The 14,041-nt window shown below is 63.8% G+C and carries 16 protein-coding genes; 10 read left to right on the plus strand and 6 right to left on the minus strand.

Annotation, left to right across the window (positions count from 1 at the left end; translation table 11 throughout):
* Nucleotides 1-7: 7 nt before the first annotated feature.
* The 6 genes from ACM0O9_RS03490 to ACM0O9_RS03515 form a co-directional block, all read right to left on the minus strand.
* Nucleotides 8-1,711, minus strand: coding sequence for an ATP-binding protein (locus ACM0O9_RS03490; RefSeq protein WP_065196159.1), 1,704 nt, complete (start codon nucleotides 1,709-1,711; stop codon nucleotides 8-10).
* Nucleotides 1,712-2,088: 377 nt separating this feature from the next.
* Complete coding sequence (locus ACM0O9_RS03495; protein ID WP_005417258.1) at nucleotides 2,089-2,337, minus strand: hypothetical protein; 249 nt, start codon at nucleotides 2,335-2,337, stop codon at nucleotides 2,089-2,091.
* 113 nt (nucleotides 2,338-2,450) lie between these two features.
* Nucleotides 2,451-2,696 carry a hypothetical protein gene (locus ACM0O9_RS03500; protein ID WP_414604076.1) on the minus strand — a complete coding sequence of 82 codons (246 nt, stop codon included), beginning with the start codon at nucleotides 2,694-2,696 and terminating at the stop codon, nucleotides 2,451-2,453.
* 124 nt (nucleotides 2,697-2,820) lie between these two features.
* Nucleotides 2,821-3,090 (minus strand): hypothetical protein, encoded by a 270-nt coding sequence (locus ACM0O9_RS03505; protein ID WP_005417254.1) that lies wholly within the window; start codon nucleotides 3,088-3,090, stop codon nucleotides 2,821-2,823.
* A 143-nt stretch (nucleotides 3,091-3,233) separates the two neighbouring features.
* Nucleotides 3,234-4,445: an MFS transporter gene (locus ACM0O9_RS03510; RefSeq protein ID WP_005417252.1), complete on the minus strand. Its 1,212-nt coding sequence runs from the start codon at nucleotides 4,443-4,445 to the stop codon at nucleotides 3,234-3,236.
* Nucleotides 4,446-4,572: 127 nt separating this feature from the next.
* Complete coding sequence (locus ACM0O9_RS03515) at nucleotides 4,573-4,992, minus strand: HD domain-containing protein (RefSeq protein WP_005417250.1); 420 nt, start codon at nucleotides 4,990-4,992, stop codon at nucleotides 4,573-4,575.
* Between the two features lie 130 nt (nucleotides 4,993-5,122).
* On the opposite strand from ACM0O9_RS03515, the gene ACM0O9_RS03520 reads away from it, so the two are divergent.
* The 10 genes from ACM0O9_RS03520 (at nucleotide 5,123) to ACM0O9_RS03565 (ending at nucleotide 13,985) form a co-directional block, all read left to right on the plus strand.
* Entirely contained in the window at nucleotides 5,123-5,380 is a 258-nt protein-coding gene (locus ACM0O9_RS03520) for a hypothetical protein (RefSeq protein ID WP_005417248.1), read from the plus strand.
* 35 nt (nucleotides 5,381-5,415) lie between these two features.
* Nucleotides 5,416-7,095, plus strand: coding sequence for a type IV secretory system conjugative DNA transfer family protein (locus tag ACM0O9_RS03525; protein ID WP_061480696.1), 1,680 nt, complete (start codon nucleotides 5,416-5,418; stop codon nucleotides 7,093-7,095).
* Nucleotides 7,096-7,519: 424 nt separating this feature from the next.
* Nucleotides 7,520-7,966 carry a hypothetical protein gene (locus ACM0O9_RS03530; RefSeq protein ID WP_032954281.1) on the plus strand — a complete coding sequence of 149 codons (447 nt, stop codon included), beginning with the start codon at nucleotides 7,520-7,522 and terminating at the stop codon, nucleotides 7,964-7,966.
* An 89-nt stretch (nucleotides 7,967-8,055) separates the two neighbouring features.
* Nucleotides 8,056-9,111 carry a VirB8 family type IV secretion system protein gene (locus ACM0O9_RS03535; RefSeq protein ID WP_414604075.1) on the plus strand — a complete coding sequence of 352 codons (1,056 nt, stop codon included), beginning with the start codon at nucleotides 8,056-8,058 and terminating at the stop codon, nucleotides 9,109-9,111.
* On the plus strand, nucleotides 9,108-9,887 hold the full coding sequence (locus ACM0O9_RS03540; RefSeq protein WP_014037652.1) for a TrbG/VirB9 family P-type conjugative transfer protein: 780 nt from the start codon (nucleotides 9,108-9,110) through the stop codon (nucleotides 9,885-9,887). Before ACM0O9_RS03535 ends, ACM0O9_RS03540 begins: the two co-directional genes overlap by 4 nt.
* On the plus strand, nucleotides 9,884-11,155 hold the full coding sequence (locus ACM0O9_RS03545; RefSeq protein WP_053500185.1) for a TrbI/VirB10 family protein: 1,272 nt from the start codon (nucleotides 9,884-9,886) through the stop codon (nucleotides 11,153-11,155). Before ACM0O9_RS03540 ends, ACM0O9_RS03545 begins: the two co-directional genes overlap by 4 nt.
* Nucleotides 11,156-11,169: 14 nt before the next feature.
* Complete coding sequence (gene virB11, locus ACM0O9_RS03550; protein ID WP_049415061.1) at nucleotides 11,170-12,213, plus strand: P-type DNA transfer ATPase VirB11; 1,044 nt, start codon at nucleotides 11,170-11,172, stop codon at nucleotides 12,211-12,213.
* Nucleotides 12,214-12,216: 3 nt separating this feature from the next.
* Nucleotides 12,217-13,200: a lytic transglycosylase domain-containing protein gene (locus tag ACM0O9_RS03555; protein WP_065186158.1), complete on the plus strand. Its 984-nt coding sequence runs from the start codon at nucleotides 12,217-12,219 to the stop codon at nucleotides 13,198-13,200.
* Between the two features lie 73 nt (nucleotides 13,201-13,273).
* Nucleotides 13,274-13,684 (plus strand): TrbC/VirB2 family protein, encoded by a 411-nt coding sequence (locus tag ACM0O9_RS03560; RefSeq protein WP_065186157.1) that lies wholly within the window; start codon nucleotides 13,274-13,276, stop codon nucleotides 13,682-13,684.
* Nucleotides 13,677-13,985, plus strand: coding sequence for a VirB3 family type IV secretion system protein (locus ACM0O9_RS03565; RefSeq protein WP_019660289.1), 309 nt, complete (start codon nucleotides 13,677-13,679; stop codon nucleotides 13,983-13,985). The genes ACM0O9_RS03560 and ACM0O9_RS03565 overlap by 8 nt, the downstream gene beginning before the upstream one ends.
* Nucleotides 13,986-14,041 lie beyond the last annotated feature (56 nt).

Below are 14,041 nucleotides of genomic sequence, written 5' to 3' on the forward strand. Positions count from 1 at the left end.
CGGCGCGCTAGGGGGATGCCATCATGGCCTGGGCGCGGTGCCCGGTCTCGGTCATCACCGAGGCCAGCTGCTTCAATGAGTACGGCTTGCGCAGCAGGGTGAAGCCATGGCCAGGATCCCGCGCCAGCAATTCGCTGTAGCCGCTGGTGAGGATCACCGGAAGCTCCGGGAAGCGGGCGCGGATGGCACGGGCCAGATCCAGGCCGTTCATGCCTGGCATTACCACGTCGCTGAACACCACATGGAAGCGCGCGGCATCCCGTTCCAGCTCGGCCAGGGCCTCGTCCGCATTGCGTGCAAGGACCACGCTGTAGTCGAGTTCGCGCAGGGCGCCCACCGCAAATTCGGCCACGTCGACGTTGTCTTCCACCACCAGCACGCAGACGCCATGACCATGCTGCAGCCCCGATTGCGCCGCCGGCCGTTCCGCCGTTTCTCCTGCCTGCGCCAGTGGCAGATACAGCGTAAAGCGGGTACCGGCGCCGGCCTGGCTCTGCACGTCCACCTCGCCTTCTGACTGCTTGACGAAGCCGAATACCTGGCTGAGACCGAGTCCGGTCCCAGCGCCCACGCTCTTGGTGGTGAAGAACGGCTCGAAAATGCGGTCAACCACCGCAGGGTCGATGCCCGCTCCGGTGTCGGTCACACTGATCGCGGCAAAGTCGCCCTTCATCGGCGCGGCGAAGCGCACCGAAGGCACGGCGGTTACCCGTTCCACTTCGATGGTCACCCGGCCGTGTCCCTCGATCGCGTCGCGGGCATTGACCGCGATGTTGATCAATGCGGTGTCCAGCTGGGTCCGGTCCAGCAGTACCGGCATCGGTGTATCGGGCAATGTCAACGACACCTGGATGCGCGCGCCAAGTACCGTGGTGATGATATCCGAGAGCGCGTGCACGCTTTCGCAGAGGTCGAAGACCTCCGGCGACAGGCTCTGGCGACGCGAGAATGCAAGCAGTTGCGCGGTCAGCTTGGTGGCGCGGTCCGACGCTGTTGCAATGGCCTGGATGTAGCGGCGCCGGGTGTCGTCTGCCGGCCACGTGTGCAGGAGCATGTCTACCGAACCGGTGATGACCTGCAGCAGGTTGTTGAAGTCGTGGGCCACCCCGCCGGTGAGCTGGCCGATCGCCTCCAGCTTCTGCGACTGGCGCAGCTGCTCGCGGGCGCGCACCAGTTCCAGATGGGCCTCCCGCGCCTGCTCGGTGATCGCCGCGACCTGGCGGCTGTGCAGGTCGCGCTCGATCACCCGTTCGGTCTGTTCGCTGACCACGCACAGGATGCCGGCCACACTGCCGCAGCCGACGCGCAGCGGCGAATAGGAGAACGTCCAGAATGTTTCACGCAGCGTGCCGTCGCGATCCATCATCAACGGGAGGTTCTTGAAGCTGCGGCTGGTGCCGGCGAAGGCATCGTTGACGGCCTGCACCACGTCCGGCCATACGTCCTCCCAGACATCCTCCAGGCGATTGCCCATCGCGCGGTGCAGTTTTTCCCCCAGCATGGGCAGGTACGCATCATTGAAGAAGAACGCCTTGTCTTCCTTGCCCCAGGCAAGCCACAGGGGTTCTGGCGAATCCAGGATCATCGCCAGTAACGTGCGAAGTTCGGCGGGTGCGCTTGCGGCAGTGGCCGAGCGGGCCCAGTCACTGTCCTGCAGCAGTCGGTAGGCGAGCTGATCAGGTGCAGAGACTGGCAGGGGAAAAGGATGCATGGCCGCCATTGGCGCAGGAAGGTGGCGCAGCATAGCCGAGCGCATGTCATGACGCTCTGCACACCGCCGACATGAAGGCCTCGCCACTTCGCCGCCGACGTGGCAGCGATGCACCCCTTGTTCCGCAGGTTGCCGCTATCGCGGCGCAGCGCGAAGGGAGGCGGAGCTGGCCTGAGCGGCGGGTCTAGCCCTCACGACCTGCCTGCGCGGTGAGCGCATCCCGGCCAGCCTCGGTGAGATCGATATCCCCGTCCTCTGCCTGTACAGCCCATCCGGCGGTCACCGCCCAGGTTGCGGCATCACCGCGCACCGGTTCTGCAGCGGCGATCGCTTGGAGTATTTTCCGCTGTTCCGCAGTCATTATCACGTCGCGGTCCTCAGATACCCAGCAACGACGCCGGTTGCCAGTCCGACAGCCGGGCATGGCTGACCGGCTGATGGCAGCCGCACCCGTCGCAGCGGAACAATGCTCCACCTGGCAAGTGCACCAGATTGTCCTCACTGGCCGAACTGGTCGATGTGCAATGCCGGCAGGTGACCGTGAGCGCGGTGATGCGCTGCACGCCCCCTGACAGATCGAACACGGCCTCGAACGCGCGAATGACAGGGTGGGCAGTGTCCGGCATCTGAATCTCGACAGGGTGGGGAGACCTCATCGTCGCGCGCCGGTTGTGATGGGCCAGTCAGCCAGGTGCATGGACATGATCAAGCCAGCTGCGGCAACCGGCAGCGCTCCATTTCAGAGATCCTTTTTCTTTCCGCTCAGGTCCAGCGGCTTGTCACTGCCGCCGCGCTCGCTCGACCACACTTCCACATCCTTGTTGCAACGGCTCTCGCGGGCAGCGACCTCGCGTGGCAGATCCTTCAGATGGGGTGACTCTTGGCAGGTCGGATGCATGGCGCTGTCGTCGTAGGTGGCGCAGGCGCTGAGCGACGCCAGAGCGATGGCAGTGAGGGTGGCGCGGAATGAAGGCTGCAGGTTCATGGGGTGGCCTCGGGTAATGCCAGGATGGTCATGGAATTCAAATCCGTGACGCCGGGCATGCACAATCGGACCCATTGCACTTGTTATTCTGTAACAAATGCGCGATAGTCCGGCCCCTGCTGGGTCAGGCGATGCAGATCATCAGCACCATGCACAGCGCCACCATCAGCACGAACACACGACGGCTCAGCGCCAGGCAGGCCAGATAGGCTGCGAGCGCCCAGGCAGCCAGCAGTGCGCAGGCCACCACCCACAGCCCGATCCCCATCATCGAATCGGCTGCCAACGCGGACAAGGCGATGGCCTTGGACAACGCCACCCCCAACACGCTGCCCAGCATGCCGGCCTGCAAGGCGATGGCATCGTGGCGGGCAGGGGCGCGAGGGTGGTGCATTGCGGGTCCGGTGCAGGCCGAGAAAACGGCGTCGGCTGCACTGTGCCCAAATGCACATCCACGAAATGTGTTCATCGCGCGTCAGGAGCGCGACGAAGCCGGCTCAGTCGAACGGTTGACCTGTGGATGCGGTCGTCCGTTCTTCAGTGGTTGCCGGCGGCGACGGTCTTGCGCTTCCTGTCCAGCATCACCGCCACGCACCACAGCAGCAGGCCGCCGATCGCGGTGGCTGCACCGACATAGCCGGTACTGGCCGGGCTGAAGCCGGCGCTGATCGCCATGCCGCCCAGCCACGGGCCGAGTGCGTTGGCGGTATTGAAGGCGGCGTGATTGGAGGCCGCCGCCAGCGTCTGCGCTTCGCCGGCCACGTCCATCAGGCGCGTCTGCAGCACCGCCGCCAGCGCACCCATGGTGCCGACCGTGATGATCATCGGGCCGATGGTCCACACCGACTGTGCGGCCAGCGGATACAGCAGCAGCATCACGATCGACCACAGCAGCACCACGGCGGCGGCCTTGAAATGGAACTTGTCCACCAGCCAGCCACCGGCGATGTTGCCGATGATCGCGCCGATGCCGAACACGCCTACTGCCAGCGGCATCCACGATTCGGCAACGCCGGTGACCTGCACGAGGGTGGGTGCGAGGTAGGTGAACACGCAGAACATGCCGGCGAAGCCGACCGCACCGATCGCCAGCGCCAGCCACACCTGGGGAGTGTTGAAGGCGCGCAGTTCGCGCATCGGCGAGGTACGCACTTCGTCCGGGTCCGGCAGCAGGAAGCGCGCGATCATCGCCACCGTGGCAATGGCCAGCACGCTGACCAGGGCAAAGGCGGTGCGCCAGCTCAACTGCTGGCCCAGCCAGGTGGTCAACGGATTGCCGACCAGGATCGCGATCGACAGGCCCAGCAGCACCCGCGACATCGCCTGGCCGCGCTGGCCGGCAGGGCTGATCGCAGCGGCCACCAGCATCGCAACGCCGAAGTAGGCGCCATGCGGCAGGCCGGCGACGAAGCGTGCCACCAGCATCGTGCCGTAATTCGGTGCCAGCGCGCTGGCCAGGTTGCCGATCGCGTAGAAGCCCATCAGCGCCAACAGCAGCTTGCGGCGCGGGAAGCTGGCACCCACGAAGGCGAGGATCGGGGCACCGACCACCACGCCGATGGCGTAGGCGCTGATCAGGTGCCCGACCTGGGTTTCGGAAATCGACAGGCCGCGGCTGATCTCCAGCATCAGCCCCATGCTGGCGAATTCGCTGGTGCCGATGGCAAATCCACCCAGCGACAGGGCGAGGATGATCAGGGTGCGCTGGCGGGGCGTCAGACGCGCAGCCAGGGAAGAGTTGGGGCTCATGCGGAGGCGCGATGGGGCGGGGGAGCCGTCCATTGTACTGCTGCACTGCAACAGGAGCAGCAGCACTCAGGGTAAATCAGCGTTTGATCGGTGACACGCCGGCCCTCCGCGCCGCCTCGCGGCGGGCTCAGATGCCCAGCGCCGCCCGGGCATGAGCGTATTTGTCGCGAAGGCGCCCTGCCGTGGTCCCGTCCAGCATCGCCAGCCGCTGTGGATCGGCGTTGTCATCCAGATCGGCGCGCTTCACTTTCAATGCAAGCGGGTGGGCGGCAATGCGCGCGTAGTAGCTGTCCGCGTCAGGAGCTGCATCGCGGTTGAGCAGTTGCACCGCCTCGCGCAGCGGCGCCGGAAATACCTCGATCCGCGCGGCAAACGCCGGGCAGTCCTCGGCCACGTCATGCAGCCAGGCCACCACTTCGGCGTCATCGTCGCCGCGCACGGCGGCCGCCACCCGCGCCACATGGCCGATATAAGGCTGGCCGGCCTTGTCGAACTGCCCCGCGTGGGCCTCGGTGGCCAGCGTACGGGCAAGTGCTACCCAGTCCATTGCAGTCTCCTTGGATATCCGCGCACAGTTTCGCGCAAGAGCCGCAGCGGTTGTGGATGCGCCCATGACGCTGCCACGGGCATGATGGCGAGGCAGGGGACGCAGTGTTGCCCCGACAAGGAGGAGTGAGATGCAGGAATTCAGGCATGTGCTGGAAACCCGTGGGCGCTATCAGCTGGTAGCGGTGTCCTACGAGCCGGTGTACGCTCCCGGCGATGTGGTCGGCCATGCGGTCGTCGCCGACGATGGGGATCGTCTGACCGACCTGATATCACTGGCCGAAGCGCGCCAACGCTTGCTGCAACTGGTGCGTGAAGAGGGCGAGGAGCCCGGGCTGGAAAACGAGAACCACCTGCGGAAGAAGGCGTCGCGCTGGCGCCACCGCTAGGCCGTCGCGCCGCGTGCGCATCATGGAGGATTCGGGTGTTGCCCAGTAAGAAGTATCTGCTCATCGCCATCATCACGCTGGCGACCCTGCTGCTCGGTTTCGTGTTTTCCGGCTATCTGACCCTGCTGTTCCTGGGGCTGGACACCCAGCTGTTCACCTGGAACACCTACTACCAGTACGTCCACGCCATCGGCCAACCGCAGGTCGCGCCCTTCGTGGGCAAGATCAAATGGGCTGGCTACGTGGGCTTCGGCCTGCCCCTGCTGGTGCTGCTGGTGGCCGGCCTGGTGCTGCTGCTGAAGAAGGACAAGCGCTCGCTGCACGGCGACGCGCGCTTCGCCACCGGCGCCGACCTGGCCAAGCACGGCATGTTCAAGAAGACCGGCCAGAGCATCGTGGTCGGCAGCCATGGCGGCAAGCTGGTGCGCCTGGATGGCCAGCAGTTCGTGATCCTGGCCGCGCCGACCCGCTCGGGCAAGGGCGTGGGCGTGGTCATCCCGAACCTGCTGGAGTACGGCGAATCACTGGTCGTGCTGGACATCAAGCAGGAGAACTTCGACCTGACCAGCGGTTGGCGCGCCAGCCAGGGCCAGGAGATCTACCTGTTCAATCCCTTCGCCGAAGATCGGCGCACGCACCGCTGGAACCCGCTCAGCTACGTCTCCGATGATCCGGCCTTCCGCGTCTCGGACCTGATGAGCATCGCCGCGATGCTGTATCCGGACGGGGCCGAGGACCAGAAATTCTGGGTCAGCCAGGCGCGCAACGCGTTCATGGCCTTCACCCTGTACCTGTTCGAGAACTGGGACGACGAGCGCAGCAGCGGTTTCCCGGGCGGCGCCGGCACGCCCACGCTCGGTGCGGTGTACCGGCTGTCCTCCGGCGACGGCACCGACCTGAAGAAGTACCTCAAGACCCTGTCGGAGCGGCCGTTCCTCAGCGCCAACGCCCGTTCGGCGTTCGCCAACATGCTGTCGCAGGCCGATGAGACCTTCGCCTCGATCCTGGGCACCTTCAAGGAACCGCTCAATCCCTGGATCAATCCGGTGCTGGACAAGGCCACCAGCTGCAACGACTTCCTGCTGACCGATGTCCGCAAGAAGAAGATGACCATCTATATCGGCATCCAGCCGAACAAGCTGGCCGAGAGCCGGCTGATCATCAACCTGTTCTTCAGCCAGCTGATCAACCTCAACACCAAGGAACTGCCCAAGTCCAACCCGGACCTGAAGTATCAGTGCCTGCTGCTGATGGACGAATTCACCTCGATCGGCAAAGTGGAGATCATCGCCTCGGCGGTGTCGTACATGGCTGGCTACAACATCCGCCTGCTGCCGATCATCCAGAGCATGTCCCAGCTCGACGCCACCTACGGCCGGGAAGTGTCACGCACCATCATCACCAACCATGCCCTGCAGATCCTGTACGCGCCGCGTGAGCAACAGGATGCCAATGACTATTCGGACATGCTGGGCTACACCACGGTGCGCAAGAAGAACGTCACCCATGCCCGCGAGAAGACCCACAACTTCACCGAGGAACGGCGCGCGCTGATGCTGCCGCAGGAGCTGAAGGCAATGGGGCCGGACATGGAGGTGTTCCTGTATGAGGGCATACCGCATCCGGTGAAGTGCGACAAGATCCGCTACTACAAGGACCGCTACTTCACTTCGAGGCTGCTGCCGAAGGTGGACGTTCCGATGCTGAACGTCTAATTCACGACGCTTAATTTGTGAATTTGATTCGAAGTTAAGAATGTGAATTCGTGATTTCGGTCAAGAATTTGGCATTTGTTCATGGATTTTCAGACTTGTCTGACATGGAATTGACGCGTGGTTGTGCGACCCTGTGCATGTCGTCCAGAAGTGTGTGCTGGATGTCGAAGATGTAGCAGCAGGGTGGCCAGGAGTTTGTGCCATGGAAACAAGGATGGTTTCGACGTTGGTGAGGTATGCGGATGTGTTGTCGGCTGCGCCGATGGCCCCGCGACCTGGTTGGCAGCCTTTGGGCTGCAGGGGAGCCGGAGTGGGTGCGCTGCACACAGCGTGTCCCTCCGATTCCGGCGTGCGCGATGCAGCGCCGGACGACCAGGGGACCAATGCTCGGGACTGCTTTTTCGTACGTCAAAGTGAAGCCCGTATGAATCAGGCGTTTATCGCGAAAATGTCCATCGCCGCAGTGGCGGCGCTGATGGTGGCCGGTTGCGCCACCAAGTCCGCTCCGGATTTCGGAGGCCGCTGGAAGCCGGTCAACCGCTTTGCTGCGACGACGACCGAAATTCCGCTGTACTCCAGCTACGTCTACCAGGCCTCGCCGATGGATGGCACGCTCAAAGCCATGCTCGAGCGTTGGGCCAAGGATTCCGGGCGCACGCTGGACTACCGCCTCAGCTCGGATTTCACCCTGTATGGCGCGGTCTCGAACATCGACACCACCAACGCACAGCAGGCCGTGATCGATCTGACCGCAGCCTATGCGGCGCAGGGCATCTCCGTCTCCATCGTTGGCAACCAGATCGTTGTGCAGAGCGCTGGCTCGACGCCGACCGCGTCGGCGCAGGGCGCTGATTCCAACAGCGGCACCTGAGTCCACCTCGAAATCATCGAACGTGCCGCTCCCCGCGCCTGTCGCAGGGGTGCCACGCCCATTGATGTTTCAGCAGTACGGAAGAATCCATGTTCCGCAAGAAGGATCCCGGCAATAGTCCCAAGGTCGAGCAGTCGGTCGCCAAGGCGGTCAGCTACGAGATCACCGTGGCCGACATGGCGCGCCGCAGCGAGCGGCGCGCGTGGTGGGTCGCCACGGGCTCGTTGTTGATGTCGCTCGCCCTGGCGGGCGGCTACTACTACATGCTGCCGCTGAAGGAGAAGGTGCCGTTCCTGGTGATGGCCGATGCCTACACGGGTACCGCGACCGTCGCGCGCCTGAGTGGCACGTTCCAGGGCGAGACGATCACCACCAACGAAGCGATCAATCGCAGCAACGTCGCCCAGTACGTGCTCGCGCGCGAATCGTACGACTCGGCGGTGATGGGGCTGCGTGACTGGGAACTGGTGTTCGTGATGTCCACCGATCCGGTGGCGCAGTCCATGCGTGTCCGCTATGCCGGCAACAATCCGCAGAACCCGTTCGTGATGTATGGCCGCGAACGCGCGATCCGGGTCAAGATCCTCAGCATCACGCCGCTGGGCGCAGAACCGAACGGCAGCTTCCGCGGCGCTTCGGTGCGCATCCAGCGCAGCCTGCTGGACAAGCGCACCGGCGTCTCTACCTACCTGGACAACCAGCTGGTGACGATGCGCTTCGAGTACAACCAGAACCTGGCGTTGTCCGAGCAGGATCGCATCCTCAATCCGCTGGCGTTCCAGGTCACCGAGTACCGCGTCGACAACGACTACTCGCGTGGCGTGCCGGTGCCGGATGACGGCGCCATGCAGGCACAGGCGCAGCAGGCCGCGCAGGCCGCGCAGCAGGCGCAGGGTGTCTACGATCCCAACAATCCGGCCGCGGCCACCATGATCGACCCGGCCACCGGCCAGCCGGTCGCGGTGCCAGCCAACGGCCAGGTACCGGGTCAGGCAATGCCGGGACAGACTGTACAGGGCCAACCGATGCCGGGTCAGCCGGTGCAGGGGCAAGCAATGCCGGGGCAGGCCATGCCCGGACATCCGGCCATGAGGCCGGCGCAGAACAATTCCACCGGAACTGCTGATGGAGCAAGCAACCGATGAGTAGTCGAAATATCAGGGGAAGCGCGCTGGCGCTGCTGTCGATGTTGTCGTTGCTGTTCTCAGCAGCGGCGATGGCGCAGGCGGTTGACCACTACGAGTACGAGAAGGACCGCATCTATCCGGTTCGCACCGGCCTGGGCCTGACCACCCAGATCGAGTTGAGCCCTAACGAGAAGATCCTCGACTACAGCACCGGCTTCAGCAGCGGCTGGGAACTGACCCGCCGCGAGAACGTGTTCTACCTCAAGCCGAAGAACGTCGACGTCGACACCAACATGATGGTGCGCACCGAGACCCATTCCTACATCTTCGAACTGAAGGTAGTAGCCACCGACTGGCGCCAGCTGGAGCAGGCACGCCGTGCAGGCGTGCAGTACAAGATCGCCTTCGTCTATCCCAACGACACCGTGTTCGGTGTCGCCCAGGAAGCGGTCGAAGAAGAGGCCAAGCCGTTGTTGAGCTCGGAACTGGCCAAGGACCGGCAGTACAACTTCAACTACTCCTATTCGACCAGCAAGGCGAAGAAGATGGGGTGGCTGATCCCGGTCAACGCCTACGACGATGGTCGTTTCACCTACCTGAAACTGCCGAATTCGCCGGAGTACAAGACCGGCATCTTCCCGGCGGTGTTCGGTCGTGAAACGGAATACGGTGAAGACTTCGTGGTCAACACCACGGTTGAAGGCAATACGCTGATCGTGCACGGGACGCACCCGTACCTGGTCATCCGCCACGGCGACTTCGTCGTCGGCCTGCGAAGGAACGTGAAGAAATGAGCCAGCAGAACACTCCCGGAAACGACCCGAACAACGGACGCGACGAGAGCCAGAGCCCGTACGGCGCACAGGGTGCCGCGGACGCGCCGTCGAATCCCTACTTCGGCACGACCCAGGCCGAGCCCGCGCCGGATCTGGATGCGGCCGCGCCGCAGCTGCGCTCGGCCGAAGAGCAGCGGTTGAACCGCAAGGCGCTGCTGTTCCTCGGCGGTATCGTGCTGCTGCTTGTGGCCATGGGCTTCCTGCTGTTCCGGAAGGGGCAGGATGACAAGAATGCCGTGCAGAAGGTGCCGGAAGTTGCGCGCGTGTCTACGCCGACGCTGCCGGACGCCGTGCAGACGGATCCGGTTCCGTCGCAGGCGATGCAGCCCGCTGACCCGATTCCGATGCTGCCACCGCTGCCGCCGCAGGAGAGCAATGCCATTTCGCCAGCGATGATGGGCACGCGTCAGGAGCGCGAGATCGAGCGTGGCCCCTCGCTGCTTGATCGCCGCATTGCCGGGTCTGGCGGTGGCGTGGGTGGCATGGGTGAAGGGCAGGGTCAGGCTGGGGGTCCTCCTTCATCCTACGAACAGGCCATGCTCGCCACGCTGCAGGCGCAGAACGGCAACACCGCTCCCGCAAAGGTTCGCCGCGGCCCGGACGTCGAGGATGTCTCCAGCGCCACCTACATCCAAAGCCCCGATGCGCTGCTGGTGCGTGGCACCTACCTGCGTTGCGTGCTGGAAACCCGCATCATCACCGACCTCGCCGGCTACACCTCGTGCCTGCTGACCGAGCCGGTGTACTCGATCAACGGTCGCAACCTGCTGCTGCCGAAGGGCTCCAAGATCTATGGCGCCTACGGCGGCGGTCCGATGGGCAAGCGCGTGGAAGTGATCTGGGATCGCATCACCACACCGAATGGCATCGACGTTGCGATGTCCAGCCCGGGCGTGGATCAGCTGGGTGGCGCCGGTCATCCGGGCCAGTACAGCGCGCACTGGGGTAGCCGTATCGCATCGGCGCTGATGATCAGCCTGATTTCCGACGCCTTCAAGTATGCGGCCGCCGAGCACGGTCCGGAGACCACGACCATCGCCAACAATGGCATGACGGTGCAGTCGCCCTACGAGAGTGCTACCGCACGCACGATGGAGCGCCTGGCCAACGAGGCACTCAGCAGCAACCGTCGTCCGCCAACCGTCACCATCAACCAGGGCACGATCGTGAACGTCTACGTCGCCAAGGACGTCGACTTCACCAACGTGCTGCATCCCCGCCGGTAACCCAACGAACGATCATGGACGCCGAAGTGTCACCCCTCGCCCTCGTCTCCAGCGATTTCCTGCGCTATCAGTACGAAGTGCTGGGCATCGCCGAGTACATGACCTCTCCGGAAGTGACGGAAATCTGCATCAACCGTCCCGGTGAGCTGTACCTGGAAACGCGGGCCGGGTGGCAGCGGGTGGACGTGCCGAGCCTGACCTTCGAGCGGGCCCGGCAGTTCTGCACGGCGGTGGTGAACGAGAGCAACACCGGCCAGCGCATCACCGATGCCGATCCGGTCGTGTCGCTCACGTTCCCCACTGGCCAGCGTGCGCAGTTCGTGATTCCGCCTGCATGTGATGCAGGCAAGGTGTCGATCACCATCCGTCTGCCGTCCAAGCACACCAAGTCGCTCAGCCAGTATCACGAAGACGGCTTCTTCAATCAGATCCTGGAAAGCGATGGCAGCATCAGCGAGCAGGATCGCGAGCTGCTGGAGCTGCGTCATTCGCGAGAGTACGCCGAGTTCTTCCGGCGTGCGGTGATGTACCGCAAGAACATCGTGGTATCCGGTGCGACCGGCAGCGGCAAGACCACCTTCATGAAGGCGCTGGTCAACCATATCCCGGACAACGAGCGCCTGGTCACCATCGAGGACGCACGCGAGCTGTTCCTGACCCAGCCCAACGTGGTGCACCTGTTGTATTCCAAGGGCGGGCAGAGCACCAGCAATGTCACGGCCAAGAGCTGCATGGAAGCCTGCCTGCGCATGAAGCCCGAGCGCATCATCCTGGCCGAGCTGCGCGGTGACGAAGCGTTCTACTTCATCCGCAACTGCGCGTCCGGCCATCCGGGTTCGATCACCAGCTGCCATGCGGGCAGCCCGGAGCAGACCTGGGACCAGCTTGCACTGATGGTTAAGGCTTCAGCCGAAGGTTCGGGCCTGGAGTTCAACGTGATCAAGCGGCTGTTGATGATGACCATCGACATCGTTGTGCATATCAAGGCGCATGCTGGCTCGCGCTACATCACCGGCATCGACTTCAATCCTGGGCGTGCCCAGGGGCAGGAGGGCTGAGGGATGCTGCCAGGACTGGAAATGATGGCGTGCCCGGAGATGGCCGTGTCGATGGATGTGATGCAGCACGTCATCAACGTCGAATCGTCGCGCAATCCCTACGCCATCGGCGTGGTCGGCGGTGCACTGGTGCGCCAGCCCAAGGCGTTGGATGAAGCGCTGGCGACGGTGCGCATGCTGGAAGAGAAGGGCTACAACTTCTCGATCGGGCTGGCCCAGGTCAATCGCTACAACCTGGGCAAATACGGGCTGGATTCGTACGAGAAGGCCTTCCAGCAGTGCCCGAACCTGCAGGCCGGTTCGCGCATTCTCGCCGAGTGCTACAAGCGCTCCGGTGGTGACTGGGGCAAGTCGTTCAGCTGTTACTACTCGGGCAACTTCGAGACCGGCTTCCGTCACGGCTACGTGCAGAAGATCTACGACTCGATCCGCCGCGGCCAGCAGGTTGCCAGCAATGGTGTTGCGCCGATCGACGTGGTGAGCCGCGGCGAGCGCCGCAGCGTGAAGGTCGAACATCATCCGCAGCTGGCCTCTCCGGCGCAGGCGCGCATCGTTGCTCAATCCAACGGCCCGGTGTACGTGCCGTCGGAAGATCCCGCACGCGCCTATGTCGTGTACCCGTCCACCGGGGCGATGGCGCGGGGTAGTTTGCTGAATCTCGCCGACCAGGCGCTGTCCAAGGTGGTGCTGGGTTCGGTGGACAGGATGATGCAGCCTCAAGCGCAACCCAGCCAAGGGGCCGCCTATCCGCAGCAACAGTCCGGTGGTATGCCGCAGCAGTTGCCTCAGCAGCGTGCTGCGCAGGCCATGGCCATGCCGCAGCAGTTGCCGGGCGCCGCCGGTGCCAGCAATGAGGGGCCCGTGATGCTGCGGCCCTGGAGCGAGCGTAACCAGCCTGTGGCGGGTGCCGACAATTCGTACAACGCGCCGGTGCAGGCCGCACCGGTGCAACAGATTCCCGCAGGGGATGCGGCCTTCGTGTTCTGACGAAGTCGTGGTGCGGCCAGTCCCCCGGCTGGCCGATTCAGTTGTGTTAGTCCATCAACAAGGAAATCAATCCATGAAGCGATCCAATCTCGACCTCGTCCAGGCCCAGCGCACGCTGAAGACCCTGCTGATGGCCACGATCTTCGTTGGCGCACTGTTCGCCCCGCAGGTGTTCGCCACCGGCACCGACTTCGGCGGCACCGACAAGAAGGTCTGCGGTTTCTTCTCCAACATCAACGGCCTGCTGAACATGGCCTCAATCGCCGTGGTGACCATTGCGGTGATCTTCGCCGGCTACCAGATCGCCTTCGCGCACAAGCGCATCGGTGACGTCGCGCCGATCCTGATCGGTGGCGTGCTGATCGGTGCCGCTGGCCAGATCGCACGCATGCTGCTGGGCGAAGGTAGTGATGGGAAGTGCGGTGCTGGTACCAGCACTGGCTACTACCTGATCAAAAACGCGATCCAGTACTACAGTGCATAAGAACGTCGTGTTCCGCGGCTGCACGCGCCCGGCCATGTTCCTGGGTGTGCCTTACCTGCCATTCTTCATGGTGGCAGGCGGGTTGCTGCTGCTCAGCATGTATACGAACTTCTGGTTCCTGCTCACCATTCCGGTGGCGGTCTTCATCATGCGACAGATGGCCAAGCGTGACGAAATGATCTTCCGCCTGTTGGGCCTGCGCCTGATGTTCAAGCTGAAAGTCCGCAACGTGCAGGAACACGATGGCATGTGGGTGTTCAACCCCAACCATTACCGCGACAAGCCGGCCCGAATGGATTGAGGTCCGGATCCGGCCCGGCGGGCGCAAGCGCCCGTCGGGTCTGTTGAAACTTCTTG

This window comes from Stenotrophomonas sp. FR012 (assembly GCF_047520565.2).
Lineage (GTDB): Bacteria > Pseudomonadota > Gammaproteobacteria > Xanthomonadales > Xanthomonadaceae > Stenotrophomonas > Stenotrophomonas sepilia.